We start from the raw sequence: 24,103 nt of genomic DNA, 5'->3' as shown, positions 1-24,103 counted from the left end.
ACGCCGATTTGCCTTTACCTCACATGTGCAGCAATTACGCTTATGGCTATTTTGAACATCCTCGAATTCCCCGACTCGCGCCTGCGCACGATCGCCAAACCGGTGGCCGTAGTGGACGACAAGGTTCGTCAGTTGGTCGATGACATGTTTGAAACAATGTATGAAGCCCCGGGCATCGGCCTCGCCGCGACCCAGGTCAACGTGCATCAGCGTGTCGTGGTGATGGACCTGTCCGAAGATCGCAGCGAGCCACGGGTGTTCATCAACCCCGAGTTCGAAGCGCTGACCGACGAAATGGGCGAATACCAGGAAGGTTGCCTGTCGGTGCCGGAGTTCTACGAGAACGTCGAACGCCCGGTGCGCGTGAAAATCAAAGCCCTGGACCGCGACGGCAAGCCTTTCGAGCAGGTTGCCGAAGGCCTGCTGGCGGTGTGTATCCAGCACGAATGCGACCACCTCAACGGCAAGCTGTTTGTCGATTACCTGTCCACGCTCAAACGTGACCGGATCAAGAAGAAGCTGGAAAAAAAGCACCGCCAGCAAGCTTGATGCCCTTCTTCCAAAGGCTTGCTGCGGCAAGCCTTTTTCTTTTGTGACTGTTGTTAACCGAGAACGCCCATGACCGAGCCACTGCGCATTGTTTTTGCCGGCACACCCGAATTCGCCGCTGAACACCTCAAGGCGCTGCTTGCCAGCCCTTATGACATCGTCGCGGTGTACACCCAGCCGGATCGCCCGGCCGGTCGCGGGCAAAAACTGATGCCGAGCCCGGTCAAGCAACTGGCGCTGGAGCACAACATTCCCGTGCTGCAACCGCCGACCCTGCGCAACGCCGAGGCCCAGGCCGAGTTGGCCGCGCTGAAACCGGACCTGCTGGTGGTGGTGGCCTACGGTTTGATCCTGCCCCAAGTGGTTCTCGATATCCCACGCCTGGGTTGCATCAACAGCCATGCTTCGCTGCTGCCACGCTGGCGCGGTGCGGCGCCGATCCAGCGCGCCGTGGAAGCGGGCGACAGCGAAAGCGGCGTGACCGTGATGCGCATGGAAGCGGGCCTGGATACCGGCCCGATGCTGCTGAAAGTCAGCACCCCGATCACCGCCGAAGACACCGGCGGCAGCCTGCACGATCGCCTGGCCGAGATGGGCCCGCCGGCCGTGATCCAGGCCATCGCCGGGCTCGCTGCCGGCACCCTGGAAGGCGAGGTGCAGGACGATAGCCTGGCGACTTACGCGCACAAGCTGAACAAGGACGAGGCGCGCCTCGACTGGAGCCGCCCGGCCGTGGAACTGGAGCGCCTGGTGCGCGCGTTCAACCCGTGGCCGATCTGCCACAGCACCCTCAATGGTGAGGCCTTGAAAGTACTCGCCGCCACCCTGGCCGACGGCAAGGGCGCCCCCGGTGAAATCATCGGCGCCAGCAAGGACGGCCTGCTGGTCGCCTGCGGTGAACAGGCGTTGTGTCTGACCCGTCTGCAATTGCCCGGCGGCAAGGCGCTTAATTTCAGCGACTTGTTCAACAGTCGTCGTGAGAAATTTGCCGTGGGCACGATGCTCGGGGTGGCAGCCCAATGAACCCGCGTCTGGCCGCCGCCAAGGCCCTGGCCGCCGTACTCAACGGCAAGGCTTCGCTGAACAGTTCGCTGCCGACCCAGTTGGATAAGGTCGAAGACCGCGATCGCGGTTTCACCCAGGACCTGGCCTTCGGCACCGCGCGCTGGCAGCCGCGGCTGTCGGCGCTGGCGGCCAAGCTGCTGCAAAAACCGTTCAAGGCGGCCGATGCCGATGTGGAAGCGCTGCTGCTGGTGGGCCTTTATCAATTGCTCTACACCCGCGTGCCGGCCCACGCCGCCATCGGTGAAACCGTCGGTTGCGCCGAGAAGCTGAAAAAGCCCTGGGCCAAAGCCCTGCTCAACGCCGTACTGCGCCGTGCCCAACGCGAAAGCGAAGCGCTGCTGGCCGAACTCGAACATGACCCGGTGGTGCGTACCGCGCACCCGCGCTGGCTGCAAAAATCCCTGAAAGCCTTCTGGCCCGAGCAATGGGAAGCCATCTGCGCAGCGAACAATGCGCACCCGCCGATGATCCTACGGGTCAACCGTCGCCATCACCGCCGTGATGCCTACCTGCAATTGCTGACCGATGCAGGCATCGCGGCCACGCCGTGCGTGTACAGCCCCGACGGCATTGTGCTCGACGCCGCCACCGATGTGCGCAGCCTGCCGGGCTTCGCCGAAGGCTGGATCAGCGTGCAGGACGAAGCTGCGCAACTGGCGGCCGACCTGCTCGACCTGGCCCCGGGCCAGCGCGTGCTGGACGCCTGCTGCGCACCCGGCGGTAAGACTTGTCACATCCTCGAAGTCGAAAAAGACCTGGCCGGTGTCGTCGCCGTCGACTTGGAAGCCAAGCGCCTGGTGCGCGTGCGGGAAAATCTCGCACGCCTGGGCCTGAGCGCCGAGCTGATTGCCGCCGACGGCCGCGACACCGCCACCTGGTGGGACGGCAAGCCGTTCCAGCGCATCCTGCTCGATGCGCCGTGTTCCGCCACCGGCGTGATCCGTCGCCACCCGGACATCAAGCTGACCCGCCAACCCGACGACATCGCCGCCCTCGCCGTGCTGCAAGGCGAACTGCTCGACGCGTTGTGGCCGACCCTGGAAGTCGGCGGCATCCTGCTTTACGCCACCTGTTCCACCTTGCCCACCGAGAACACCGAGGTCATCGCAGCCTTCCTCGCCCGCACCAGCGGCGCACGGGAGCTGGACCTCGCTACGGCAGCCGGCATCAAGCAGCCCCACGGTCGCCAATTGCTTGCGCAAGAAGGCGGGCACGATGGCTTCTACTACGCCAAGCTGATCAAGATCGCCGCCGCACGCGGCTGAACGGTTTAAAGGGAGTGACCGGATGAAAATCATCATCCTTGGGGCAGGGCAGGTCGGTGGCACGCTGGCCGAACATTTGGCCGGCGAAGCCAACGACATCACCGTGGTCGACACCGATGCCGAGCGCCTGCGCAACCTGGGCGACCGCCTGGATATTCGTACCGTACAGGGCCGTGCGTCGTTTCCTACGGTGCTGCGTCAGGCGGGTGCCGACGATGCCGACATGCTGGTGGCTGTGACCAACAGCGACGAGACCAATATGGTCGCGTGCCAGGTCGCCCACACGCTGTTCCACACCCCGACCAAGATCGCCCGGGTGCGTGAAGCCGCCTACCTGACCCGCGCCGGCCTGTTCGACAACGATGCGATCCCGGTGGACGTCCTGATCAGCCCGGAGCAGGTGGTCACCCATTACATCAAGCGCCTGATCGAAATTCCCGGCGCCTTGCAGGTGATCGACTTCGCCGACGGCAAAGCGCAACTGGTCGCCGTGAAGGCCTATTACGGCGGCCCATTGGTCGGCCAGCAACTGCGCCAGCTACGTGAGCACATGCCGAATGTGGAAACCCGCGTAGCGGCGATTTTCCGACGTGACCGGCCGATCCTGCCCCAGGGCGACACGGTGATCGAGGCCGACGACGAAGTCTTCTTCATCGCCGCCAAAGCGAATATTCGTGCCGTGATGAGCGAAATGCGCCGTCTCGACGAGACGTATAAACGCATCGTCATCGCCGGTGGCGGGCAGATCGGTGAACGCTTGGCCGAGGCGATCGAGAGCCGCTACCAGGTGAAGATCATCGAGATGAGCCCGGCGCGCTGCCGGTATTTGTCCGACACCCTCGACAGCACCGTGGTCCTGCAAGGCAGCGCCTCGGACCGCGACCTGCTGATGGAAGAAAACATCGCCGATGCCGATATCTTCCTGGCCCTGACCAACGATGACGAGGCCAACATCATGTCGTCGCTGCTGGCCAAGCGGCTGGGGGCGAAGAAGGTGATGACCATCATCAATAACCCGGCGTATGTCGATCTGGTCCAGGGCGGCGATATCGACATCGCCATCAGCCCGCAGTTGGCCACCATCGGCACCTTGCTCACCCACGTGCGCCGTGGCGATATCGTCAGCGTACACTCGCTGCGCAGGGGCGCGGCGGAAGCCATCGAGGCGATCGCCCATGGCGATTCGAAGTCGAGCAAGGTCATCGGCAAGGCCATCCGCGACATCGGCTTGCCGCCGGGCACCACCATCGGCGCGATCATTCGCGATGAAGAAGTGATCATTGCCCACGACGACACGGTAATTGCCACCGGTGACCATGTGATCCTGTTCCTGGTGGATAAAAAATATATCCGCGATGTGGAGAAGCTGTTCCACGTGGGGCTGAGCTTTTTCTGATTAAACGGAGTACGCCGACATGCTCGAATCCCTGGAGAAGATGCTGGCCAAGGGTGTGGATAACGCACTGCTGCGCTTTGGGTTGGGCAAGGGTTATCTGGACCTGAAGGACAACGCCAAGGCGGCCGAGCATCTGCACAAGTGTGTCGAGTTTGATCCGAAGTATTCGGCGGCGTGGAAGTTGTTGGGTAAGGCGCACGTCGGATTGGGCGATCGTCCTGCTGCGCGACAGGCCTGGGAGAAGGGGATTGCGGCTGCTCAGGCCCATGGCGACAAGCAGGCCGAAAAAGAAATGACGGTATTCCTGAAAAAACTCGACCGCCAGGCCTGAGCGGAACTCAAATGTGGGAGGGGGCTTGCCCCCGATAGCGGTGGTTCAGTCAAATATGCATTGGCTGACACACCGCTATCGGGGGCAAGCCCCCTCCCACATTTTGTTTTGTGTTGCCCTTGGGTCAGTACCACCGCGCCTCACCCGGCGGGCGTTTCTTGAAGCGCTTCATGCTCCACATGTACTGGCTCGGGTAGGCGCCGACATAACGCTCCACCACTTTGCTCATCGCCGCGCAGGAGGTGGCGGTGTCGGTGCTGTACATGTCTTCCGGCGCTGCTTCCAGGATCACTTTGTAGCCTGAACCGTCCGGCAGGCGCAGGGCATGCAGGAACACGCCGACCGCCTTGTGGCCTGCGAGCATGTTCGGCACGAACTTGCTGGTCAGCGCCTGGGTGGCGAAGAACGGCACGAAGATCCCCGCCGATTCCGCCGGCTCCGGGTCGGCCGGAATGCCCACCTGGCCGCCTTTGCGCACTTCCTTGATCACGCTGAGGATGCCTTCCTTGGTCGACGCGGCCACGCGGTTACCCAGTTGCACGCGTTGCTTGCGCAGCAGGTCATCCACCGCCTTGAGCTTCGGCGGGCGGTAGAAAATGATCGGTTTGCACTGGCTGCAATAGAAGTGGTTCAACACCTCCCAGTTGCCCAGGTGGCTGGTGATACCGACCACGCCTTTGCCCGAGGCCAGGGCTTCGTGGAGGACTTCCAGGCCTTCGACTTCGCGCACCAGGTCAATGGAGCGTTGGGCCGGCCAGATCCAGGCGCAGGCGCTTTCGGTCAGGGACTTGCCGATGTCCATCAGGCTGCGGCCCACCAGGCGTTCGCGCTCGGCCGGGTCCATCTCCGGGAAGCATTTGGACAGGTTGATCCGCACCGTGTCGCGGGAGCGGTTGGGGGTTTTCCACATGATCCAGCCAATCGCCGAACCTACGGCTTGCACGGCGCGCCAGGGCAGCAGGGCAAATAACCGGAGAGCGCCTACCAGCAAGGCGCCTTTAAACTTTTCCACAGGTCACTCCTGATCGTGTGTGGTGCGCAAAGCGCGCATTCTAACCGGCGTTGGCCAAGTCCGCGTAACGGTCGCAGTCCTGGGTGTGGTCCATGACCATGCCCGAGGCCTGCATGAACGCGTAGCAAATGGTCGGCCCGACAAAGGTGAAACCGGCTTTTTTCAGGGCGCGGCTCATGGCCTCGGCCTCGGGCGTAATCGCCGGGACTTCGCTGCGGTCCTTGAAGTGATTGACCTTGGGCACGCCGCCGACAAACGACCACAGCAACCCCACCGGGTCCTCCAGCGCGAGCCAGGCCGCGGCATTGCGGCGGGTGGCGTTGAGCTTCAGACGATTGCGCACGATGCCCGGATCAAGCATCAACGCTTCGATCTCGGCATCGCTCAGCCGCGCCAGGCGCTGCGCATCAAAACCGAACAAGACCTTTCGATAATGCTCGCGTTTGCGTAAAACGGTGATCCAGGACAGGCCCGCCTGGAACCCTTCGAGCAAAAGTAACTCGAACAAACCCTGCGCATCGCGCAGCGGCGTTCCCCACTCCTGATCGTGATAAGCCATGTACAGCGGATCTTCAGAACACCAAAAGCAGCGTGGCATAAGGCTCCAGGGGATGGTGGCGCGGCCGAATCGGGTATACTCCCGCTCTTTAAATCGCAGCCCAAGTAACAGGTGAATTTCGTGAGCCAGCCTACGCCAGCCGTGCGTACCTTCCAAGACTTGATCCTCGCCCTCCAGCAGTACTGGGCCGAGCAAGGTTGTGTGGTACTTCAGCCCTACGATATGGAAGTAGGCGCCGGCACTTTCCACACCGCAACATTCCTGCGGGCCATCGGCCCGGAAACCTGGAACGCCGCTTATGTGCAGCCCAGTCGACGCCCGACTGACGGCCGCTACGGCGAAAACCCGAACCGTCTGCAGCATTACTACCAGTTCCAGGTGGTACTGAAGCCGAACCCGGACAACTTCCAGGAGCTGTACCTGGGCTCGCTGAAACATGTCGGCCTGGACCCGCTGGTCCACGACATCCGTTTCGTCGAAGACAACTGGGAATCGCCGACCCTCGGCGCGTGGGGCCTGGGCTGGGAAGTCTGGCTCAACGGCATGGAAGTCACGCAGTTCACCTACTTCCAGCAAGCGGGCGGCATCGAGTGCTACCCGGTGACCGGCGAGATCACCTACGGTCTCGAGCGCCTGGCCATGTACCTGCAAGGCGTGGACTCGGTCTACGACCTGGTGTGGGCAGACGGCCCGTTCGGCAAAGTGACCTACGGCGATGTGTTCCACCAGAACGAAGTGGAGCAGTCGACCTATAACTTCGAACACGCCAACGTCGAGAAGCTGTTCGAACTGTTCGACTTCTATGAAAGCGAAGCCAAGCGCCTGATCGAACTCGACCAGCCGCTGCCGTTGCCGAGCTATGAAATGGTGTTGAAGGCGTCCCATACCTTCAACCTGCTGGATGCCCGCCGCGCCATCTCGGTGACTGCGCGCCAGCAATATATTCTGCGTGTACGCACCCTGGCGCGTTCCGTCGCCCAAGCCTACCTGCTGGCACGTGCCAAGCTGGGCTTCCCGATGGCAACCCCGGACCTGCGTGATGAAGTGTTGGCTAAGCTGGAGGCTGCACAATGAGTGCTCAAGATTTTCTGGTTGAACTGGGCACCGAAGAGCTGCCACCCAAGGCGCTGAACACCCTGGCCGATGCGTTCCTGGCCGGTATCGAAAAAGGCCTGCAAAGCGCCGGCCTGAAGTTTGAGGCGAAGCAGGTCTACGCCGCGCCGCGTCGCCTGGCGGTGTTGCTGACCGCGCTGGAAACCCAGCAGCCGGACCGCAGCATCAACCTCGACGGCCCGCCACGCCAGGCTGCCTTCGACGCCGAAGGCAACCCGACCCAAGCGGCACTGGGCTTTGCCAAGAAGTGTGGCGTCGAGCTGAGCGAGATCGACCAGAGCGGCCCGAAACTGCGTTTCAGCCAGGTCATCAAAGGCAAGCCGACGGCCAGCCTGTTGCCGACCATTGTCGAAGACTCCCTGAACGACCTGCCTATCCCCAAGCGCATGCGCTGGGGGGCGCGCAAGGAAGAGTTCGTGCGTCCAACCCAGTGGCTGGTGATGCTGCTCGGTGACCAGGTCATCGATTGCACCATCCTTGCGCAGAAAGCCGGCCGCGATTCCCGTGGTCACCGCTTCCACCACCCGCAAAGCGTGCGTATCACTGCGCCGGCCAACTACCTCAACGACCTGCGCGCCGCCTATGTGCTGGCGGATGCCAACGAGCGTCGCGAGCTGATCAGCAAGCGCACCGAAGAGCTGGCCCGCCTGCAGGAAGGCACCGCCATCGTGCCGCCAAGCCTGTTGGACGAAGTGACCGCCCTGGTGGAATGGCCGGTGCCGCTGGTGTGCTCGTTCGAAGAGCGTTTCCTCGATGTGCCGCAAGAAGCCCTGATCATCACGATGCAGGACAACCAGAAGTACTTCTGCCTGTTGGACGTGGACGGCAAATTGCTGCCGCGCTTCATCACCGTGGCCAACATCGAAAGCAAGGACCCGCAGCAGATCATCGCCGGTAACGAGAAAGTCGTGCGCCCGCGCCTGACCGACGCCGAGTTCTTCTTCAAGCAAGACAAGAAGCAGAAGCTCGAAGACTTCAACCTGCGCCTACAAAACGTGGTGTTCCAGGAAAAACTCGGCAGCGTCTACGACAAGGCCGTGCGCGTTTCCAAACTGGCCGCCTACATTGCCCCGCGTATCGGTGGTGATACCGCCTGGGCCGCGCGTGCCGGCCTGCTGTCCAAGTGCGACCTGGCCACCGAAATGGTTGGCGAGTTCCCGGAAATGCAAGGCGTTGCCGGTTACTACTACGCCCTCAACGACGGCGAGCCGGACGATGTCGCCCTGGCCCTGAACGAGCAGTACATGCCGCGCGGTGCCGGCGCCGAGTTACCGACCACCCTGACCGGTGCGGCCGTGGCCATTGCCGATAAGCTGGACACCCTCGTCGGTATCTTCGGCATCGGCATGCTGCCCACCGGTAGCAAAGACCCGTATGCCCTGCGCCGTGCGGCCCTGGGCGTGCTGCGTATCCTGATCGACAAGAAGCTCGACCTCGACCTGACCCAGGCCGTGGTGTTCGCGGTCGGCCAGTTCGGTGGCAAGGTCAAGCAAACCGGCTTGGCCGAGCAAGTGCTGGAGTTCGTGTTCGACCGCCTGCGTGCGCGTTACGAAGACGAAGGCGTGGACGTTTCGGTGTATCTGTCGGTACGTGCCCTGCAACCGGGTTCGGCGCTGGACTTCGACCAGCGTGTGCAAGCCGTGCAGGCCTTCCGCAAACTGCCGGAAGCCGATGCCCTGGCCGCCGTGAACAAGCGTGTGTCGAACCTGCTGAGCAAGGCCGAAGGCCTGGGTAACGCCGATGTCGACCCTGGCCTGTTCGCCGATGCCAAGGAGTTCTCGCTGAACTCGGCCATCGCCAAGGCAGAAAATGCGGTGAAGCCGTTGATCGCCGAGCGTAACTACGCCGAAGCACTGGCGCGCCTGGCCACGTTGCGCGAGCCGGTGGATGCGTTCTTCGAAGCGGTGATGATCAATGCCGAAGATGCCGGCGTGCGGAAAAACCGCTACGCCATGCTGGCGCGTCTGCGCGGTCTGTTCATCAACATCGCAGACATTTCCGTACTGGGCTGATCATGTTGAAACTGCTGATTCTCGATCGGGACGGGGTGATCAATTATGACTCCGACGCTTACATCAAGTCGGTGGAGGAATGGATTCCACTGCCCGGCGCGATCGAGGCCATCGCGCAGTTGAGCAAAGCCGGCTGGACGGTGGCCGTCGCCACCAACCAGTCCGGCATCGCCCGCGGTTACTACGACATCGCTACCCTGGACGCCATGCACGCGCGCTTGCGCACGTTGGTGGCGGAGCAGGGCGGTGAAGTGGGGCTGGTGGTGTACTGCCCCCACGGGCCGGATGAGGGCTGCGAATGCCGCAAGCCCAAGCCCGGCATGTTGAAAACTATTTCAGAACATTACAACGTGCCCCTGGCTGGGCTATGGTTCGTCGGGGACAGCCTCGGTGACCTGGAGGCGGCCAAAGCCGTCGACTCTCAGCCAGTTTTGGTAAAGACCGGGAAAGGCGAAAAGACCCAGGCGAAAAACCTGCCGGTAGGCACCTTGATTTTTGACGATCTGGCGGCGGTTGCCGCAGAACTTATCAACAACTAGCCACCCTCGACTTCCTGACCAAGGATTGTTCGGGAGTGCGCCATTAACAGGCGGGCTGTGTCCCGCAACGGTAAATGCCGCCATGTCGATTTTGCAGGCCATCAGAACCTTCTTCTTTTACCTGCTGTTGGGCACCAGTTCGTTTCTCTGGTGCACCCTGAGCTTTTTTATCGCGCCTTTCCTGCCGTTCAAGGCGCGCTATCGCTTCATCAACGTCTATTGGTGCCGCTGCGCGTTGTGGCTGACCAAGGTGTTCCTGAACATTCGCTTCGAGGTCAAGGGCGCGGAAAACGTCCCGGATCAGCCCTGTGTGATTCTGTCGAACCACCAGAGCACGTGGGAGACGTTCTTCCTCTCGGCGTACTTCTCGCCCCTGAGCCAAGTGCTCAAGCGTGAGCTGCTGTACGTGCCGTTCTTCGGCTGGGCGATGGCGATGCTGCGCCCGATCGCCATCGACCGTGACAACCCCAAGGCGGCGCTCAAGCATGTGGCCAAAAAGGGCGACGAACTACTCAAGGACGGCGTTTGGGTACTGATCTTCCCGGAAGGTACGCGTGTGCCCTACGGCACCGTCGGCAAGTTCTCACGCGGCGGCACGGCGTTGGCCGTCAACGCCAACCTGCCTGTTTTACCAATTGCACACAACGCCGGCAGGTTCTGGCCAAAAACCGGTTGGTTAAAACGTGCAGGCACCATCACCGTGGTGATTGGGGAACCGATGTACGCCGAAGGTGAAGGGCCGCGTGCAATTGCCGCGCTGAATGACCGCGCTGCAGCCTGGAATGAAGCCCAGCAACGTGCCATGGGTTCGCTGCCACCGGAGCCGGTGATGGTGGACACGCCGGTAGTCTGAGAATCTGTGGATAACCTGTGTACTGTTTGTTCGAAAAATGCCATTTTTTCTTCATAACAAGCTGATTTACTTAGATATTTCCAGAACTCATAAAAATACCAAAACCGTGCATAAGTATTTTTTTGCATAAAGAAACCGGTCCTTGAGACCGGTTTTTTATACACAGCGCAAAAGCCCGTTTTGTCAGTCTTCCAGCAGAGGCAGTTGCAAGGTGAATGTGGTGCCTTTGCTCACCACGCTTTCGCAGCAGATACGGCCACCATGACGCTCCACGACGGCCTTGACCATGGTCAGGCCCAGCCCAAGGCCTTCGCTGCCTTGAGCGGAATCGAAGCGGCGATACTGGCTGAACAGTTCCGGCAAGTCCTCTGCCGCAATGCCTGCGCCCTGGTCGCTGATGCGACATTCCAACCAACCTTGCGCGCTGCTGTGGCTCAACCTCACGGTGGTGCCGGACGGCGAGTATTTGATCGCGTTCTCCAGCACGTTGAACAATGCGCGGGTGAGCAGGGATTGATCGGCCGACACCATGCCTTCATCCGCCTCATCCAGGTCGTTGACCAACTGGATGCCCTTGAGCTGGGCGATCACCGCCACTTGGTCAAACGCATCCATCACCAGCATGGCAAACAGGGTTGGCTGGAAGTGGTAGCCGTCAGCCTCGGCTTTTGCCAGCTGTACGAACGATTCGGTGAGGCTCAAGGCGCGTCGAACCTGCTGCTCGATCTGGGCAAACACCGGGGACTCAGCGTTATGCACGTCCAGCAACGCGAGGATCGCCGAGTGCGGCGCACGCAGGTCGTGGGACAGGAAGCGCAGCATGGTTTCGCGGTGTTGCTGGGCTTCGCGTTCCTTGCTCAAGTCGGTCAGGCTAAGCAACCAGCCGAGGGCGATATCACCTTCGGCGGGCAGCAGGGGCGCGATTTCCATGCGCAGGCTGCGTTGGTGGATGTCACGGAACTCGACGATTTCCAGGGCTGACAGGGCCGGGCGCACGCCGTTATGCAGCGGCGGATAGCCCAGGTCGGCGAGTTGTTCGAGCAGGTTTTCGTTGACCAGATCATTACCGAATACGTCGCGGGCAATACGGTTGGCCAACAGAATGTTGCCCCTGGGGTCGGTGATCAGGGTCGCCACCGGTAGGCATTCAAGGCCATCGGCCATGAAGCGTCGGGTGTCACGGGTCCGGCTAACGGCCTGCTCCAGCGCAAAGATGCGCCCTTGCAACACATCGCCTTTGTTCGCGGGCGCACGGCGGCGCTCGGGCAGCACCTTGGGTTCGTTGTCCAGTCGCGCCAGTTCCCAGCCAAAGTACGCGAGGATCACGCTCAAGCGGCGCCAGTTCCAGATCAGATAGCTGAGCAATAAGCCGATCAGGCACGCGGCGGGCGACCACCAGTGACCAAGGCGTAACAGCGCCCACGCGCCGAGCAATGCGCCGGCCATGCACCCCAAGGTCATCCACAGGGCGTAGCGCGGACGGTACAACAACAGGCCCAGCAGCAACGCCACCCAGGCGGTTGCAATCAGTGCCGCGAGCCAGCCGGGGAGATCGACAATGCTGCGCTCCTGCAGCAAGCCGTTGAGCACATTGGCCTGGATCTCCACGCCCGCAGTGGTATCCGGAGTGGAGGAGAGCGGCGTCACAAAACGGTCACCCAACCCATAGGCGCTCGCGCCCACCAGGATCAGGCGGTCACGCAGCAACTCGGCCGGCACTTCGCCGTGTAATACGCTGACATAGGACACACTGGGAAACGCATGTTGCTCAGACGTGAACGGGACACGAACCCTAAATTCCCGATGCCAGCGCTGAGTGTTGGGTTGCTCGCTGCGCCCAGGCATTTGCGCGGTTTGCCCGCTCAACCTATACGCCTGCCACGCCAACTGCGGGAGGGTGCTCCCAGGCGGGCCTTCGCGCAGATACAGGCTACGGACAGCACCGTCGCTGTCTGCTTCGACATTGATATGGCCCAGCCCCTTGGCACACTTGAGCAGCGGTAACAGCTGCTCGCCTGCCGGGCTTAAGCTCGCGGTGCCATCGCGTTCCAGGGGCAGCAGAACGTTGCCGGCGTTGCACACTGCGTTCGCCAGTCGCTGGTCATCGGCGGAGTTACCTGCGTCATTGAAGATCACATCGAACAAGATCGCCGTCGGCTGGGCCGCGCTCAGACGGTTGATCAAGTCCGCATGCAGGCTGCGGGGCCAGGGCCATTGACCCAGCTTCTTCAGGCTTTGGTCATCGATAGTCACCAGCAAAATACGCGGATCAACCGGCAGGGGAGTCAGACGGCGAAGGCTGTCATACAACGGGCTGTTAAAGGCAAGGCTCGAGCTTAAAGACAGATACGCGGTGAAGGGCAGCAACACCAGGCCAATCCACAACCACTCGCGGACCAGACCGTGGAACAAGAGTTGCGCTTGCGTGGGCTGGCGCTTTTCGGCCTTGCGCCACAGCTTCACAGCGCGACCGCCGGGAACCCGCACCGCTGCTGAAAATGGATAGTTGAAGATGTCATAGACCCGGTTTCTCCGTCCAGGTGGTGCGCGGTGTGGTGCTGAACCCAGTGAAGCTCATTTTGATCGCCCCAGGGGTTTTCCTGAATGCGTTGGTTGAAACATACCGTACATCGGGACGCAGTATCAGCTGCGCGCACGGCTATGCAATGCCAGTAGCACTGATCCTTTTCCTTACGCACGGGAGTCGGTATCTTTCCCCTTGAGCCACACGGTTTTTCAAAGCATTAACGGCCCGTTGATATGAGCGTACCGAGAGATCCCAAGGCTCGTTGAATCTGACCACAATTCTTCAGATTCAATGACCGGCATTCGCGCAGCAAGGACGCCCGCTCTTCGACCGGCCGATAGCTGAAATATTTCAAGTTGAAAGGACCTACCCATGCGTGTCGCAATACTGGATGACGAACCCGCTGAATTGCAGCGGGTGGAACAGACACTGCGACAGATCCCCAGCAACTTGGAACAGCCCTGGTCTGTGCATTGCTTCGAACGCGGTGATGATCTGCTGCGCCAACTGCGTCGGGAAACCTTCGACCTGCTGATCCTCGACTGGCAACTGCCCGATATCAGCGGTCTCGCCCTGCTGCGCTGGACCCGTGAACACATGGAGTCGCCCCCGGCGGTGATCATGCTCACCAGCCGTGATGCCGAGAGCGATATCGTCACCGCCCTGAACAGCGGCGCCGACGATTACGTCAGTAAACCCTTTCGCCCGAATGAACTCAAAGCCCGGGTCAGCGCCGTTCTACGTCGCCACGGCCTGCAAAAGTCGGCGACCCCTGAAGTGCAAAACTTCAACGACCTGACCTTTGACGATGCCGAATTGACCGTCACCCGCGCGGGCAAACCGATCAACCTGACCGAACGCGAATACCGCCTGGCCAGTTGCCTGTTCGCAAACCTGGCTCGCCCATTGTCTCGCGAGTATCTGTATGAACGATTCTGGACCCATGAAGAAATGGTCTCGTCCCGTCCGCTGGACACACATATCTATCGGCTGCGGAACAAGCTGGGGTTGACCGCGGATCGAGGTTGGCAGTTGTTGACGATCTATGGATACGGCTACCGGTTGGAGAGTGTGGCGGCCGCCTCATCGGGTTAAAAATGCCGATGTTCCACGTGGAGCATTTTGCGTTACGGCACAGGGCCCTGGTGGTTATCTAAGTAAGGTCGCATCAACGCCTCAAACCACTCATGGAAGACATCCAGTCGCTGCGAACGCTGCCGGCGGTGCGGGTAGAGCAGGGATACCGGCATCGAAGATGCACGGTAGGTCGACATGACCTCCACCAACTGCCTTGAGTCCAGCAGGTGCTGGACGTCGAAACGCGGGATCTGGATCAGCCCCAGCCCTGCAAGGCAGCAAGCGATGTAGCTCTCGGCATTGTTTACGATCACCCGACTCGGCACGTCGAACCGCTGCACACTGCCGTCGCCGGACAGATATTCCCAGGGCAGTTCCCTGCCCGACTTCGGCGATGCATAGCCGATGGTCCAATGTCCGTCGAGTAGCTGCGCAGGCTGCTGAGGCTCTCCATGCTCAAGCAGGTAAGCCGGGCTCGCACAATTGATCAAGGCAATCTGACCCAGCGGCCGCACCACAAGACTGCTGTCATGCAGCGCACCAACGCGCACCGCGCAGTCCACACCTTCTTGCACCAGATCGATGGCCCGGTCGGTCGAACCCAAGATCAGTTGAAGCTGGGGGTGACGACGCAACAGGCCGGGCAGCGCTGGCGCGATGACGCGGCGGGCGATGCGGCTGGGCACATCGACGATCAGCCGGCCGGAGACTTGCCGCTGGCTGGCCTGGAACAACTGGTCGATATCTTCGACGTCGGTCAACACCGAGCGCACGCGACCGAGCAATTGCTCCCCATCGGGTGTCAGGCGTACCTGTCGTGTCGTGCGATGCAGTAAGCGCACGCCCAGTTGGGTCTCCAACTGCTGGACGGCCGCAGACACCGACGCTCGTGGCATCTCCAGCGCGTTGGCGGCCTTGATGAAACTGCCCATCGCGGCCACTTGGGCGAATACGCGGTACTGGTCGAATCTGTCCATGTATCTGCCCTGCCGATGGTCCCGACGTCAGCCTGCTCTGCGTCGATTGTACGGCGCCCCAGCAGCGGAAGGCGATGAGGATCACGCTGCGGATAATGGACTTACTTGGTGGTGTAGCCGCCATTGATGAGAATGGTCTGGCCCGTGATCCACCAGCCGTCGCTGACCAGATGGCGAATGAAAGGCACCACGTCCTCGATGTCGGTCAGACCCGTTGTACTGAACGGCGAGAGCGCCGCGGCGGTCTTGTGATAGGCCACCGCGTCGGCGCCTTCGGCCGGGTAGAAGAACGGCGTGTCCATCGGGCCAGGACCGACCGCCGTCACCGAGATGCCGCGGGTGCCCAATTCCTTGGAGGCCGCGCGGGTGTAGTGTTCGACCGGCGCCTTGGTGCCAGCATAGGCGGCATAGAACGGTGTGAAGGCCCCCAGCAGCGACGTGACTATCGTGCAGATCTTGCCATGGTCGTTGAGGTGCTTACCTGCTTCCTTTAGGAAGAAGAAAGCGGTCTTGGAGTTGACCGCGCTCATCTCGTCGTATTCGGCCTCACTCACCTCGGCCATCGGCTTCTTGAGCACCTTGCCAACGGTGTTGATGGCGATATCGGGCTTGCCGACGGCGGCGATGGCATCGGCGAACAGCTTCTCGACAGCGCCCGCCGTCGTCAGATCCCCCTGAAGCGCGACAGCCTGCGCGCCGCTGGCTTGGACGGCGGCAACCGTGGCGTCGGCATCAGCCTTGGACGCGGCGCTGTTGTAATGGATCGCGACAGCCTTGGCGCCCTGTGCGGCCATATCACGGGCGATGAGACCGCCAAGGTTCTTCGCGCCACCCGCGATGAGAACGACTTTGCCTTTAATGGAATGGTCTGCCATGGGGGAAGCTCCTTCACGAATCGATGGAGAATCGAGATTAGGCTGCTTCAACCAGGCGATAAACCGTCGGTGACTGGATGAATCATCCAAAAAAACACCCCAATCCAGCGGATTGGGGTGGGTCGGTCACGCAATAGGGGGCCAGATTGGACGCGAAAAGAAGCCCGCAATTTGGCGGGCTCTCTTCACGATGGTCAGCTAGCCGGTGAGGATTAGCCGAACCATCTATGTGTGCAAAGTGGCAATTCAACGGAGGACCTGGAAATACAGGCAAAAAAAGGCCAACCCGCAGGGGTTGGCCTTTTTTGTAGCGCGGCGAAAGCAGCATAGTGTGAAATTCAGCTGCTTTTGTGAGTTCCTACACCTGATCAGAAATCCAGGTTAGACACCGCCAAGGCGTTGGTCTCGATGAAGTCACGGCGAGGCTCGACCGCATCACCCATCAGGGTGTTGAAGATCTGGTCTGCGCCGATGGCGTCTTCGATGGTCACGCGCAGCATACGGCGCTGAGCGGGGTCCATGGTGGTTTCCCACAGTTGATCCGGGTTCATCTCGCCCAGACCTTTGTAGCGCTGGATAGTGTGACGCTTGGTGCTTTCGGCCATCAGCCAGTCAAGGGCTTCCTTGAATTCCCTGACCTGCTTCTTGCGTTCGCCACGTTGAATATAAGCGCCGTCGTCCAGCAGGGTGCTCAGTTGTGCGCCCAGGGTGACCACGGTTTTGTAGTCGTTGCTGCCGAAGAAGTCGCGGTTGAAGGTGACGTAGTTGGACAGGCCGTGGGAGATCAATTCGACCTCAGGCAGCCACACATTACGTTCACGGTCTTCACGCAGGCTGGCTTTGTAGACCAGGCCGGATTTCTCGACGGTGCGTAGGCGCAATTCGTACTGGGCCAGCCAATCCCGCATTGCTGCGTGATCGCCCAACTGTTCCAGGCTCACGGCCGGCAGGTAGATGAAGTGCTCGGTCAGTTCCTGCGGGTACAGGCGCGACAGACGCTTGAGGGTCTTCATGACCATGCGGAAGTCGTTGACCAGGCGCTCCAGCGCCGCTCCGGAAATGCCCGGCGCTTCATCGTTCAGGTGCAGGCTGGCATCTTCCAGGGCCGACTGCGTCATGTACTCTTCCATGGCGTCGTCGTCTTTGATGTATTGCTCTTGCTTGCCCTTTTTGACTTTGTACAACGGCGGCTGAGCGATGTAGATGTAGCCGCGCTCGATCAGCTCCGGCAACTGACGGAAGAAGAAGGTCAGCAACAGGGTACGGATGTGCGAACCGTCGACGTCAGCATCGGTCATGATGATGATGTTGTGATAACGCAGCTTGTCGATGTTGTACTCATCGCGGCCAATACCGCAGCCCAACGCCGTGATCAAGGTGCCGACTTCCTGGGAAGAAATCATCTTGTCGAAGCGCGCTTTCTCAACGTTGAGGATCTTACCCTTCAACGGCAGGATGGCCTGGGTGCGACGGTTACGACCCTGCTTGGCGGAACCGCCAGCAGAGTCACCTTCCACCAGGTACAGCTCGGAGAGGGCAGGGTCCTTCTCCTGGCAGTCAGCCAGTTTGCCCGGCAGGCCGGCGATGTCCAGCGCGCCTTTGCGGCGGGTCATCTCACGGGCTTTACGCGCCGCTTCACGGGCACGTGCTGCGTCGATCATCTTGCCGACAACCAGCTTGGCTTCGTTCGGGTTTTCCAACAGGAAATCGGAGAAGTACTTGCCCATCTCCTGTTCCACGGCGGTCTTCACTTCGGAAGACACCAGCTTGTCTTTGGTCTGGGAGCTGAACTTGGGGTCCGGTACTTTCACCGAAATAATCGCAGTCAGACCTTCACGGGCATCGTCACCGGTGGTGGCGACTTTATGCTTCTTGGCCAGGCCTTCGGCTTCGATGTAGGTGTTCAGGTTACGCGTCAGTGCAGAACGGAAACCCACCAGGTGAGTACCGCCGTCGCGCTGTGGAATGTTGTTGGTGAAGCACAACAGGTTCTCGTTGAAGCTGTCGTTCCACTGCAGGGCGATTTCCACGCCGATGCCGTCTTCACGCTGAACATTGAAGTGAAACACCTGGTTGACCGCAGTCTTGTTGGTGTTCAGGTATTCAACGAACGCACGCAGGCCGCCTTCGTATTTGAACAGCTCTTCCTTGCCGCTGCGCTCATCCTTGAGGACGATGCCAACACCGGAGTTGAGGAAGGACAGTTCACGAATCCGCTTGGCCAGGATGTCCCAGCTAAAGTGGATGTTCTTGAAGGTTTCAGCCGATGGCTTGAAGTGGATCTGCGTACCGGTAGATTCACTCTCGCCAACGATCCTCATCGGTTCTTGTGGAACACCATGGATGTAGGTCTGTTCCCAGATTTTGCCGCTACGGCGCACTGTTAGAATCAGCTCTTTGGACAGTGCGTTCACCACCGACACACCAACACCGTGCAGACCGCCAGAGACTTTATAGGAGTTGTCGTCGAACTTACCGCCGGCGTGGAGCACGGTCATGATGACCTCTGCCGCCGAAACGCCTTCTTCTTTATGCACGTCTACCGGAATGCCACGACCGTTGTCGCGCACGGTGATGGACTCATCCGGGTGAATGATAATGCTGATGTCGTCGCAGTGACCGGCCAGAGCTTCGTCGATGGAGTTGTCGACCACCTCGAACACCATGTGGTGCAGACCGCTACCATCATCGGTGTCGCCAATGTACATACCGGGACGTTTGCGTACGGCATCCAAACCTTTCAGCACTTTAATGCTGGTCGAGTCGTACGTGTTTTCTTCGCTCATGCCTTCACTCCCGATGGTCGTGGGTCTGGGTGATACGGCCTTGTTCCACGTGGAACAAAGCGACTGGCGTTTCCGTCTGCCAGCCTTCCCTCAATAATTCGTGGTCTACACAGGTGATAAACACCTGGCAGCGTAAGTCTTCCAACAAGCGGCATAACGCGCGGCGGTGTTGCTCGTCGAGTTCTGACGGCAAATCATCCACCAGATAAATACATTGACCGCGCCGGGCTTGGCTAACCAAGTGCCCTTGAGCGATACGCAATGCACACACCACCAACTTCTGCTGGCCGCGGGACAAGATATCCGCGGCATTATGTGCGCCTAACCTAAGACGCAAATCAGCGCGCTGGGGGCCGGCCTGGGTGTGGCCGATTTGCTGATCCCGTTGCAAGGACGTGGCGAGCACTGCACTCAGTTCACGCTCTTTGTCCCAACCGCGGTAGTAGCTCAGCGTTAGCCCTTCGAGGTCCAACAACTCACTCAAGGTCTGCTCAAAGACTGGTTTCAAGGCTTTGATATAGGCGCGGCGGTATTCATCTATTTCGTCGCTGGCCAGGCACAGTTCCCGGTCCCAGGCTGCTTGTGAAGCGGCGTCAAGTGTACCATGCCGCAGCCATGAGTTCCGCTGCCGCAAGGCCTTCTGCAGGCGCTGCCAAGTGGCCATGAAGCGCGGTTCCACGTGGAACACTCCCCAATCGAGGAACTGCCGACGGATTTTCGGCGCGCCTTCCAGCAAACGGAAACTGTCAGGGTTGATCAACTGCAGCGGCAGAATTTCCGCCAACTGCGCCGCACTGCGAGCATTTTGCCCGTCGATGCGAATCTGAAACTCGCCCCCGCGATCACGGGATATCCCCAGGCTGCTATGGCCACCTTCAGCCAACTCGACCTGGCCAAACACCGTACACGCCAGTTGTTCGTACTGAATCACCGGCAACAGGCGGGCACTGCGGAAAGACCGGGCAAGCCCCAGCAGATGGATGGCTTCCAGCACGCTGGTTTTGCCACTGCCGTTGGCGCCATGGAGGATATTGATGCGGGGGGAGGGGGAGAAGGTCACCGGGTGCAGATTGCGCACCGCGGTGACCGAGACGCGACTGAGGGACATCTAGCTTCTGCTGAGCATGATTACAGACGCATCGGCATAACAACGTAAGCCGAGTCATCGTTGTCGGATTCTTGCACCAGCGCACTGCTGTTGGAGTCAGACAGAATCAGGCGAACCTGTTCGGTGGTCATCACACCCAGCACGTCGAGCAAGTAGCTCACGTTAAAGCCGATTTCCAGCGAACCGCCGTTGTAGTCGACGCCCACTTCTTCTTCCGCTTCTTCCTGCTCCGGGTTGTTGGCCTGGATCTTCAGTTGGCCGTTGGCCAGTTGCAGGCGAATACCCCGGTACTTTTCGTTCGACAGAATCGCAGTACGGCTGAACGCTTCACGCAGGGCCTGGCGATCACCGACCACCAGCTTGTCGCCACCTTTAGGCAGTACGCGCTCGTAATCCGGGAACTTGCCGTCAACCAGCTTGGAGGTGAAGGTGAACTCGCCGGTGGTGGCGCGGATGTGGTGCTGGCCCAGGACGATGCTGACGTTGCCATCCGGCTCGGTGAGCAGGCGCGCCAGTTCGAGGATACCTTTGCGCGGCACGATCACCTGGTGACGGTCCGGCTGACCGATATCGGCCTTCATCGAACACATAGCCAGGCGGTGACCGTCGGTGGCCACGGCGCGAATAATGCCTTCCGATACTTCCAGCAACATACCGTTAAGGTAATAACGCACGTCCTGCTGGGCCATGGCGAAGCTGGTGCGCTCGATCAAACGGCGCAGTTTGCTTTGCTCCAGGCTGCAGGTCAGCGAACCCGGGCCTTCTTCCACAGTTGGGAAATCATTGGCCGGCAAGGTCGACAAGGTGAAGCGGCTGCGACCGGCCTTGACCACCAGCTTCTGCTCATCGACCTTGATGTCGATCAGCGCGTCGTTGGGCAAGCTCTTGCAGATATCCATCAGCTTGCGCGCAGGCACAGTGATCTCGCCAGGTTCAGCGGGCTCTTCCAACTGAACACGACCCACCAGTTCGACTTCCAGGTCGGTACCGGTCAGGGACAATTGCTGGCCTTCGACAACCAGTAATACGTTGGAAAGTACCGGCAAGGTCTGTCGGCGCTCGACGACGCCTGCGACCAGTTGCAGGGGTTTCAACAGGGCTTCGCGTTGAATGGTGAAGTGCATGGTCTAGTCCCTTGCCTTAATAAGCTGCGCTGGTGTCATCAAGTAGTCAGTGTACGCAGCAGGTTCTTGTAGTCCTCGCGAATATCCGCGTCGGATTCCTTAAGTTCGTTGATCTTGCGGCATGCGTGCAAGACCGTGGTGTGGTCGCGACCACCGAAGACATCGCCGATTTCCGGCAGGCTGTGGTTGGTCAACTCTTTGGAGAGTGCCATGGCCACCTGACGCGGACGAGCCACCGAACGCGAACGGCGCTTGGACAGCAGGTCGGAAATCTTGATCTTGTAGTACTCGGCCACGGTGCGCTGGATGTTATCCACACTCACCAGTTTGTCCTGCAGTGCCAGCAGGTCTTTCAGGGATTCGCGAATCAGCTCGATGGTGATGTCGCGGCCCATGAAGTGCGAGTGCGCGATGACCCGCTTGAGTGCGCCTTCCAGCTCACGCACGTTGGAGCGAATGCGTTGGGCGATGAAGAACGCGGCGTCGTGTGGCAGATCGACTTTCGCCTGATCGGCCTTTTTCATCAAGATCGCTACGCGGGTTTCCAGTTCCGGCGGCTCGACAGCCACGGTCAGGCCCCAGCCAAAGCGCGACTTCAAGCGTTCTTCCAGGCCTTCGATTTCCTTCGGGTAGCGGTCGCTGGTCAAGATGACCTGCTGGCCGCCTTCGAGCAAGGCGTTGAAGGTGTGGAAAAACTCTTCCTGGGAACGTTCCTTGCGCGCGAAAAACTGAATGTCATCGATCAGCAAAGCATCCACGGAACGGTAGAACCGCTTGAATTCGTTGATAGCGTTGAGCTGCAGGGCCTTGACCATGTCAGCCACGAAGCGCTCCGAGTGCAGGTACACGACCTTGGCATTCGGGTTCTTCTTTAATAGATGGTTACCCACCGCGTGCATCAAGTGCGTCTTACCCAAGCCAACGCCACCATAAAGGAACAGCGGGTTGTAACCATGCTTGGGGTTGTCCGCCACTTGCCAGGCGGCCGCGCGGGCCAACTGGTTGGATTTACCCTCGACGAAGTTTTCAAAGGTAAAGGTACGGTTGAGGTAGCTGGTGTGCTTGAGCGCGCCTTCAACCTGCACGGTGCGCTGTTCGGCGCGAACCGGTGCTTGCTGGGAACTGGCACCCGCCATCGGATCGAAGCTGTCGCGGGACGGCTCTTCGTTGGCCGGCGCGTTTTTCTGAGCCGACGATTTCGAAGCTGTCGGCGCAGGCGCTGGCGTGTTGTTGACCGGTGCGGTCGCCGCCTGGGATTGCGACGCAGCCGCCGCCAATGGCGCATTCGGAGCAGCGCGAGGGGCGGAGCTACGTTTGCTGCCTATTAATAGAGAGAGCACGGGCGCGAGACCGTTGCCATGTTCATCGAGCAATTCGAGAACGCGGCTCAGGTATTTCTCGTTGACCCAGTCGAGAACAAAACGATTAGGTGCGTAGACACGCAACTCGTCGCCTTCGGCTTCGACCTGTAGCGGACGGATCCAGGTGTTGAATTGCTGGGCAGGCAGCTCATCGCGCAAAAGCTCCACGCACTGCTGCCAAAGTTCCACTGACACGGATATCCCCTAAGTTGAAAGCCGGTGAGGCAAAAACAGCCGCCATTGTAGCGGTCAGCCGTCCACTTATCCACATGTAGGTTGCGCACAGGCCAGCCAAAATCAACGCCTTAACGTGAATAAAGGCGACCAATGGTCTGTGCATAAGCTCTGTGGATAAGCGCCCCTGAGCTCGTTGTACAAGTGGGGTCGAAAGTCTGTGGGTAACTGGCCTGTGGATAACAACCCATTCCACCCACAGCTTATCCGACAGCGCAGCACAGGCAGAGCACCGTTTCTCCCCCGTGTTGTCATTCTCTGTACATCACGTAGAATATGGCCTTGAGGTAGTTATCCACAGAAGATTGCCTGCCTAGCTTTTATAAGCTTTACAGAAAAGCTTTAAATAACTTCCTTCTTTATTTTTATATCTATGCCATTGCCTCTGGACGGCGGTCGGACAGAAAAGCGCTGATGCCCTGCAAAGAACTAATTCAAGGAAAAGCTGGTTGGAAATTGACCTAGAGGCTTGCTTTCTCTAGAATCGCCGGTCTCTTAAAACGGGGGCCATTCCGGCCCGTTGTGGACGAACCAGGTAACAACGCCATGAAACGTACTTTCCAACCAAGCACCATCAAACGCGCCCGTACTCACGGCTTCCGTGCTCGCATGGCTACCAAGAACGGCCGTGCAGTCCTGTCGCGTCGCCGCGCCAAAGGTCGTGCGCGTCTGGCAGTTTGATAATCCGGTACTGGTGGTGAGTCAGGACTTCAGTCGGGAAAAGCGTCTGCTAACCCCCCGGCACTTCAAGGCAGTCTTTGACTCCCCCACCGGCAAGGTTCCGGGGAAAAATCTCCTGCTCCTTGCGCGTAACAACGATCTGGATCACCCCCGTCTCGGGCTGGTGATCGGCAAGAAGAGCGTAAAGCTCTCCGTTGAGCGCAATCGCCTCAAGCGTCTGATGCGCGAATCGTTTCGCCTCCACCAGGACACTCTGGTTGGTTGGGATATTGTTATCGTCGCGCGCAAAGGCTTGGGGGACGTAGAAAACCCCGAATTGATTCAGCATTTCGGCAAGCTCTGGAAACGTTTGGCGCGTACCCACACGCCAGCACCAGTAGTCAGCACCGAAACTGTAGGGGTAGACAGCACCGATGCGTAAACTGGCCCTCGTTCCGATCCAGTTTTACCGCTATGCCATTAGTCCTCTGATGGCCAACCACTGTCGTTTCTACCCCAGTTGTTCCTGCTACGCGTTAGAGGCCATAGAAAATCATGGTCTTCTGCGCGGTGGCTGGCTGACCTTTCGTCGTTTAGGTCGCTGTCATCCGTGGAATCCCGGTGGTTATGACCCGGTTCCACCTATCCCTACCTCCCGTTCTTCTTCGATGGCCGAGTAA

Annotated in this window: 22 protein-coding genes; 13 read left to right on the top strand and 9 right to left on the bottom strand. The window is 59.9% G+C overall.

The window, feature by feature from the left end; all coding sequences use genetic code 11:
• Positions 1 to 42: 42 nt before the first annotated feature.
• From def to J2Y83_RS29045, 5 genes are all read left to right on the top strand, one after another.
• Positions 43 to 549: a peptide deformylase gene (gene def / locus J2Y83_RS29065; protein WP_253400245.1), complete on the top strand. Its 507-nt coding sequence runs from the start codon at positions 43 to 45 to the stop codon at positions 547 to 549.
• Positions 550 to 618: 69 nt separating this feature from the next.
• A complete protein-coding gene (gene fmt / locus J2Y83_RS29060) occupies positions 619 to 1,572 on the top strand; it encodes a methionyl-tRNA formyltransferase (RefSeq protein WP_253400244.1) in 954 nt (317 codons plus the stop codon).
• The gene (gene rsmB, locus J2Y83_RS29055; protein WP_253400243.1) at positions 1,569 to 2,879 is read left to right on the top strand and encodes a 16S rRNA (cytosine(967)-C(5))-methyltransferase RsmB; all 1,311 of its coding nucleotides are present in this window, start codon (positions 1,569 to 1,571) and stop codon (positions 2,877 to 2,879) included. Before fmt ends, rsmB begins: the two co-directional genes overlap by 4 nt.
• Positions 2,880 to 2,901: 22 nt before the next feature.
• Positions 2,902 to 4,275 carry a Trk system potassium transporter TrkA gene (trkA, locus tag J2Y83_RS29050; protein WP_253400242.1) on the top strand — a complete coding sequence of 458 codons (1,374 nt, stop codon included), beginning with the start codon at positions 2,902 to 2,904 and terminating at the stop codon, positions 4,273 to 4,275.
• A 19-nt stretch (positions 4,276 to 4,294) separates the two neighbouring features.
• The gene (locus J2Y83_RS29045) at positions 4,295 to 4,606 is read left to right on the top strand and encodes a tetratricopeptide repeat protein (RefSeq protein WP_169863614.1); all 312 of its coding nucleotides are present in this window, start codon (positions 4,295 to 4,297) and stop codon (positions 4,604 to 4,606) included.
• A 124-nt stretch (positions 4,607 to 4,730) separates the two neighbouring features.
• On the opposite strand, the gene J2Y83_RS29040 is transcribed toward J2Y83_RS29045, so the two are convergent.
• Both J2Y83_RS29040 and J2Y83_RS29035 read right to left on the bottom strand, forming a co-directional pair.
• Entirely contained in the window at positions 4,731 to 5,618 is an 888-nt protein-coding gene (locus J2Y83_RS29040; RefSeq protein ID WP_247396760.1) for a lysophospholipid acyltransferase, read from the bottom strand.
• Between the two features lie 40 nt (positions 5,619 to 5,658).
• The gene (locus tag J2Y83_RS29035) at positions 5,659 to 6,216 is read right to left on the bottom strand and encodes a DNA-3-methyladenine glycosylase I (protein ID WP_106575980.1); all 558 of its coding nucleotides are present in this window, start codon (positions 6,214 to 6,216) and stop codon (positions 5,659 to 5,661) included.
• An 81-nt stretch (positions 6,217 to 6,297) separates the two neighbouring features.
• On the opposite strand from J2Y83_RS29035, the gene glyQ reads away from it, so the two are divergent.
• From glyQ to J2Y83_RS29015, 4 genes are all read left to right on the top strand, one after another.
• The gene (gene glyQ / locus J2Y83_RS29030) at positions 6,298 to 7,251 is read left to right on the top strand and encodes a glycine--tRNA ligase subunit alpha (protein ID WP_003213601.1); all 954 of its coding nucleotides are present in this window, start codon (positions 6,298 to 6,300) and stop codon (positions 7,249 to 7,251) included.
• Positions 7,248 to 9,302 (top strand): glycine--tRNA ligase subunit beta, encoded by a 2,055-nt coding sequence (glyS, locus tag J2Y83_RS29025; RefSeq protein ID WP_253400241.1) that lies wholly within the window; start codon positions 7,248 to 7,250, stop codon positions 9,300 to 9,302. Before glyQ ends, glyS begins: the two co-directional genes overlap by 4 nt.
• Positions 9,302 to 9,841 carry a D-glycero-beta-D-manno-heptose 1,7-bisphosphate 7-phosphatase gene (gmhB, locus tag J2Y83_RS29020; RefSeq protein WP_247396770.1) on the top strand — a complete coding sequence of 180 codons (540 nt, stop codon included), beginning with the start codon at positions 9,302 to 9,304 and terminating at the stop codon, positions 9,839 to 9,841. Before glyS ends, gmhB begins: the two co-directional genes overlap by 1 nt.
• A gap of 82 nt (positions 9,842 to 9,923) precedes the next feature.
• Positions 9,924 to 10,694, top strand: a complete 771-nt coding sequence (locus tag J2Y83_RS29015; RefSeq protein WP_253400240.1) for a lysophospholipid acyltransferase family protein — start codon at positions 9,924 to 9,926, stop codon at positions 10,692 to 10,694.
• Between the two features lie 183 nt (positions 10,695 to 10,877).
• On the opposite strand, the gene J2Y83_RS29010 is transcribed toward J2Y83_RS29015, so the two are convergent.
• Positions 10,878 to 13,157, bottom strand: a complete 2,280-nt coding sequence (locus tag J2Y83_RS29010; RefSeq protein WP_253400239.1) for a CHASE2 and HATPase_c domain-containing protein — start codon at positions 13,155 to 13,157, stop codon at positions 10,878 to 10,880.
• A 436-nt stretch (positions 13,158 to 13,593) separates the two neighbouring features.
• On the opposite strand from J2Y83_RS29010, the gene J2Y83_RS29005 reads away from it, so the two are divergent.
• Positions 13,594 to 14,316 (top strand): response regulator transcription factor, encoded by a 723-nt coding sequence (locus tag J2Y83_RS29005; RefSeq protein ID WP_253400238.1) that lies wholly within the window; start codon positions 13,594 to 13,596, stop codon positions 14,314 to 14,316.
• A gap of 32 nt (positions 14,317 to 14,348) precedes the next feature.
• Here J2Y83_RS29005 and J2Y83_RS29000 read toward each other — a convergent pair whose 3' ends face one another.
• The 6 genes from J2Y83_RS29000 to dnaA all read right to left on the bottom strand — a co-directional run bounded on the left by J2Y83_RS29000 (position 14,349) and on the right by dnaA (position 22,724).
• Entirely contained in the window at positions 14,349 to 15,275 is a 927-nt protein-coding gene (locus tag J2Y83_RS29000; protein WP_253400237.1) for a LysR family transcriptional regulator, read from the bottom strand.
• Positions 15,276 to 15,376: 101 nt separating this feature from the next.
• Positions 15,377 to 16,150: an SDR family oxidoreductase gene (locus J2Y83_RS28995; protein ID WP_253400236.1), complete on the bottom strand. Its 774-nt coding sequence runs from the start codon at positions 16,148 to 16,150 to the stop codon at positions 15,377 to 15,379.
• 368 nt (positions 16,151 to 16,518) lie between these two features.
• A complete protein-coding gene (gene gyrB, locus J2Y83_RS28990) occupies positions 16,519 to 18,936 on the bottom strand; it encodes a DNA topoisomerase (ATP-hydrolyzing) subunit B (RefSeq protein WP_253400235.1) in 2,418 nt (805 codons plus the stop codon).
• 4 nt (positions 18,937 to 18,940) lie between these two features.
• Complete coding sequence (gene recF, locus J2Y83_RS28985; protein WP_010565854.1) at positions 18,941 to 20,044, bottom strand: DNA replication/repair protein RecF; 1,104 nt, start codon at positions 20,042 to 20,044, stop codon at positions 18,941 to 18,943.
• A 20-nt stretch (positions 20,045 to 20,064) separates the two neighbouring features.
• The gene (gene dnaN, locus J2Y83_RS28980) at positions 20,065 to 21,168 is read right to left on the bottom strand and encodes a DNA polymerase III subunit beta (protein ID WP_169876573.1); all 1,104 of its coding nucleotides are present in this window, start codon (positions 21,166 to 21,168) and stop codon (positions 20,065 to 20,067) included.
• A gap of 38 nt (positions 21,169 to 21,206) precedes the next feature.
• Positions 21,207 to 22,724: a chromosomal replication initiator protein DnaA gene (gene dnaA / locus J2Y83_RS28975; RefSeq protein WP_253400234.1), complete on the bottom strand. Its 1,518-nt coding sequence runs from the start codon at positions 22,722 to 22,724 to the stop codon at positions 21,207 to 21,209.
• Between the two features lie 585 nt (positions 22,725 to 23,309).
• Between dnaA and rpmH the strand changes: the two genes are divergently transcribed.
• From rpmH to yidD, 3 genes are read left to right on the top strand one after another with little or no spacing between them, the layout of a single operon-like run.
• Positions 23,310 to 23,444 (top strand): 50S ribosomal protein L34, encoded by a 135-nt coding sequence (rpmH, locus tag J2Y83_RS28970; protein WP_003213577.1) that lies wholly within the window; start codon positions 23,310 to 23,312, stop codon positions 23,442 to 23,444.
• 13 nt (positions 23,445 to 23,457) lie between these two features.
• Complete coding sequence (gene rnpA / locus J2Y83_RS28965; RefSeq protein WP_373423788.1) at positions 23,458 to 23,865, top strand: ribonuclease P protein component; 408 nt, start codon at positions 23,458 to 23,460, stop codon at positions 23,863 to 23,865.
• Positions 23,858 to 24,103: a membrane protein insertion efficiency factor YidD gene (gene yidD / locus J2Y83_RS28960; protein ID WP_003213574.1), complete on the top strand. Its 246-nt coding sequence runs from the start codon at positions 23,858 to 23,860 to the stop codon at positions 24,101 to 24,103. The genes rnpA and yidD overlap by 8 nt, the downstream gene beginning before the upstream one ends.

Origin of the sequence: Pseudomonas marginalis (genome assembly GCF_024169655.1) — a bacterium.
GTDB classification, from domain to species: domain Bacteria; phylum Pseudomonadota; class Gammaproteobacteria; order Pseudomonadales; family Pseudomonadaceae; genus Aquipseudomonas; species Aquipseudomonas paraveronii.
The sequence above is the reverse complement of the archived record's forward strand: the minus strand, read 5'-3'. Positions and strand labels throughout refer to the sequence as shown.